Annotated in this window: 4 protein-coding genes; all 4 read left to right on the forward strand. The window is 48.3% G+C overall.

The features are described from left to right. The first annotated feature begins 72 nt into the window (after positions 1–72). From tnpA to QSE00_RS25075, 4 genes are read left to right on the forward strand one after another with little or no spacing between them, the layout of a single operon-like run. The gene (gene tnpA / locus QSE00_RS25060) at positions 73–339 is read left to right on the forward strand and encodes an IS66 family insertion sequence element accessory protein TnpA (protein WP_286108010.1); all 267 of its coding nucleotides are present in this window, start codon (positions 73–75) and stop codon (positions 337–339) included. Further along, positions 340–690 carry an IS66 family insertion sequence element accessory protein TnpB gene (gene tnpB, locus QSE00_RS25065; RefSeq protein WP_286108011.1) on the forward strand — a complete coding sequence of 117 codons (351 nt, stop codon included), beginning with the start codon at positions 340–342 and terminating at the stop codon, positions 688–690. A gap of 45 nt (positions 691–735) precedes the next feature. Continuing rightward, positions 736–2,211: an IS66 family transposase gene (gene tnpC, locus QSE00_RS25070; protein ID WP_286108012.1), complete on the forward strand. Its 1,476-nt coding sequence runs from the start codon at positions 736–738 to the stop codon at positions 2,209–2,211. Next, positions 2,208–2,717 (forward strand): DUF6398 domain-containing protein, encoded by a 510-nt coding sequence (locus QSE00_RS25075; protein WP_286108013.1) that lies wholly within the window; start codon positions 2,208–2,210, stop codon positions 2,715–2,717. Before tnpC ends, QSE00_RS25075 begins: the two co-directional genes overlap by 4 nt. Positions 2,718–2,742 lie beyond the last annotated feature (25 nt).

A 2,742-nucleotide genomic window follows, 5' to 3' on the forward strand; every position in this document is an offset into this window, starting at 1 on the left:
GTATCCCTCCGAGCAACTGCGTCTTTTATGACGTGATGTGGCTTTTTACCTTTGGCATAAACTATTTGAGTTATGACAAAAAAGGATAATGCTTTGCGGATGCGTAAATTGGTAAAGGAGTTTCGGCTCTCCGGCCGGAGCCAAAAAGAGTTTGCTTCCGCCCATGGGATCAAGGAGGGCAAATTCCATTATTGGATCTCAAAATTATCGAGACCTACAGATGTACCGGCCGATAGGGCCCCATCGAATTTTGTTCCGATCGAAGTCGTCCCGATCGGGGAAGGCCGGACTATTTTGATCCGTTGCAAGAACGGGGTCGAGATCGAAATCCCCGTATAGATGTTCGCACTCGGCACTTCCCACCGGTTCCAGCTCTATGGCCGCCCCACCGATATGCGCAAGAGTTTCGATAGTCTGCGGGGGCTTGTGATCAACGATCTGTACCAAAGCCCCGATAACGGAACGGTATATATTTTTATCAATAAGGTCCGCAACAAGGCAAAACTGTTGCACTGGCAATCGGGAGGATTTATGCTGTACTACAAAAGACTGGAATCCGGTACTTTTGAGTTACCGGAATATGATGCGGAAGTAGGGAGCCTGCGTCTGAGCTATACTCAATTGGTCCTGCTGATCGACGGTATCGCCATTACCAATATCACCCGAAGAAAGCGTTACGAAAAAACGTGATATCGGGTTGCTTTTTAGCAGGGCAATTTTTATCTTGGCCCTGCAATGACCTATCAGGAGCTACTTGTCGAGAACCGAGATCTTCAAAAAAAGGAGAAGGCCTCCACGGCCAGAATAGTTTCCCTGGAACATCAACTGGCACAGCTCTACAAGCTCATTGGCGGGTTCAGGTCCGAGAGTTTCGTTTCCCAAACCATGGTCGATCAGTTATCGCTCTTTTCAGGGGATCCGTCGGAAACCGTAGAAGAAGCCCCGCAAGAGACCATTACCTATACCAGGGACAAGAAAAAGCACAATGGGCGCAATGCGCTACCGGAACATCTACCGGTCAGGGAAATAATCATCGAGCCCGAAGAGGATACCGCGGGACTGAAGAAGATCGGGGAAGAAGTGACAGAGACCCTGGAATACACTCCCGCAAGCCTTATCAAAAGAAGGACGATCCGGCCCAAGTACGCCAAGGCGGACGGACAGGGCGTGCTGATCGCACCGCTCCCGACCCGCCCCATCGACAAATCGATAGCCGAAGCCTGTTTGCTGGCGCACATCCTTGTGGGCAAATATATCGATCATCTCCCGTTCTTCCGCCAGATCCAGATGTTCAAACGGGATTTTGGGTGGGAACCTGCCCAGAGCACTATGGGCGACTGGATGGCCAGTTGTTGCCAGTTGCTGGAACCGCTTTACAATACACTAAAACAGAAAATACTGGCATCTGATTATATCCAGGCCGATGAGAGTCCGATCAAGGTATTGGATTCCGACAAAAAGGGCAGTACGCACCAGGGATATCAATGGGTCTATCACGATCCCGTTCAAAAGCTCGTACTTTTTAATTACCGCAAAGGCCGTGGACAGAACGGACCCAAAGAATTGCTTGCCGATTATCATGGCTATCTGCAATGCGATGGCTATACCGTGTACGACAAAATAGGGACCGATCCCAAGATCACCCTTGCCGGATGCCTGGTACATGCCAGGCGCAAGTTTCATGATGCGCTGGACAGTGACAAAAAGCATGCGGAAAAAGCATTGGCCATCTTTAGGGAGATCTATTTGGAAGAACGCAAGATCAAGGAAGAGGCCCAAGATGATCTTAAAGCGAGGAAAACACTGCGCGACATAAGGATCAGGCCGTTATTGGCACAGATAAAAACGTGGATCGAAGGACAACAGTTCAAGGTGCTGCCACAAAGCCCCATCGGCAAGGCGATGACCTATTACATCAATCAATACCCAAAACTGGAAGCGATCTTTGAAGATGGGCGTATAGAACTCGACAACAACCTGATCGAAAATGCCATCCGGCCCATGGCCATTGGCAGAAAAAACTATCTTTTCTGCGGATCGCACGATGCAGCGCAAAATGCCGCCATGCTATATTCATTCTTCGGTAGCTGCAAGATGCAGAATATCAATCCAAGGGAATGGCTGGCCGGCACACTAGAGCGGATACCTGATCATAGCATACAAAAACTCGAAGAACTCCTGCCCGGATATCAAAAACAGAACAGCATATGACCAAAGAGCTGATAAAAGAAAAGGAAAAACAACTATTGGAAATAACAGGGGCCTTCTGCGCGCAGAAACTTAACGATGAATACTTCGGGCTTTGCGAAAAGCTCATCAAAAAGATGGGGAGAAAAAGGGATGTTCCCTTCGCAAGGGGAAAATTGGAGATATGGGCGGCAGCCGTAGTCCATGCCATAGGTTCGATAAATTTTTTGTTCGACAGATCGTTCCAACCTTATATGAGTTCCAAACAGGTCAACGAATACTTCGGGACCAAGGGGACTACGGTCTCGAATAAGGCCCGGGCCATAAAGGATATGTTCGACCTATGGTATTATAGCCCTGAATTTTCTACAAACGCCATGCAGGAGAACAGCCCTTTTAATAATATGGTAATGGTCGACGGACTAATACTGCCCCTGGACAACCTTCCCGAAAACATACAACAAATGGTGCTCCGGGCAAGAGCGGAAGGAAAAGATATTGAATTCACTACAGAATATGAAGATCAATAACTAGTGTAGTTGCTCGGATGGATAC

Source organism: Arenibacter flavimaris, from assembly GCF_030291335.1.
Classification (GTDB): domain Bacteria; phylum Bacteroidota; class Bacteroidia; order Flavobacteriales; family Flavobacteriaceae; genus Arenibacter.

Bases quoted from the DNA above. Each gene is read 5' to 3' on its own strand.
- tnpA (WP_286108010.1), top strand. From the start codon at position 73: ATGACAAAAAAGGATAATGCTTTGCGGATGCGTAAATTGGTAAAGGAG.
- tnpC (WP_286108012.1), top strand. From the start codon at position 736: ATGACCTATCAGGAGCTACTTGTCGAGAACCGAGATCTTCAAAAAAAG.
- tnpB (WP_286108011.1), top strand. From the start codon at position 340: ATGTTCGCACTCGGCACTTCCCACCGGTTCCAGCTCTATGGCCGCCCC.
- QSE00_RS25075 (WP_286108013.1), top strand. From the start codon at position 2,208: ATGACCAAAGAGCTGATAAAAGAAAAGGAAAAACAACTATTGGAAATA.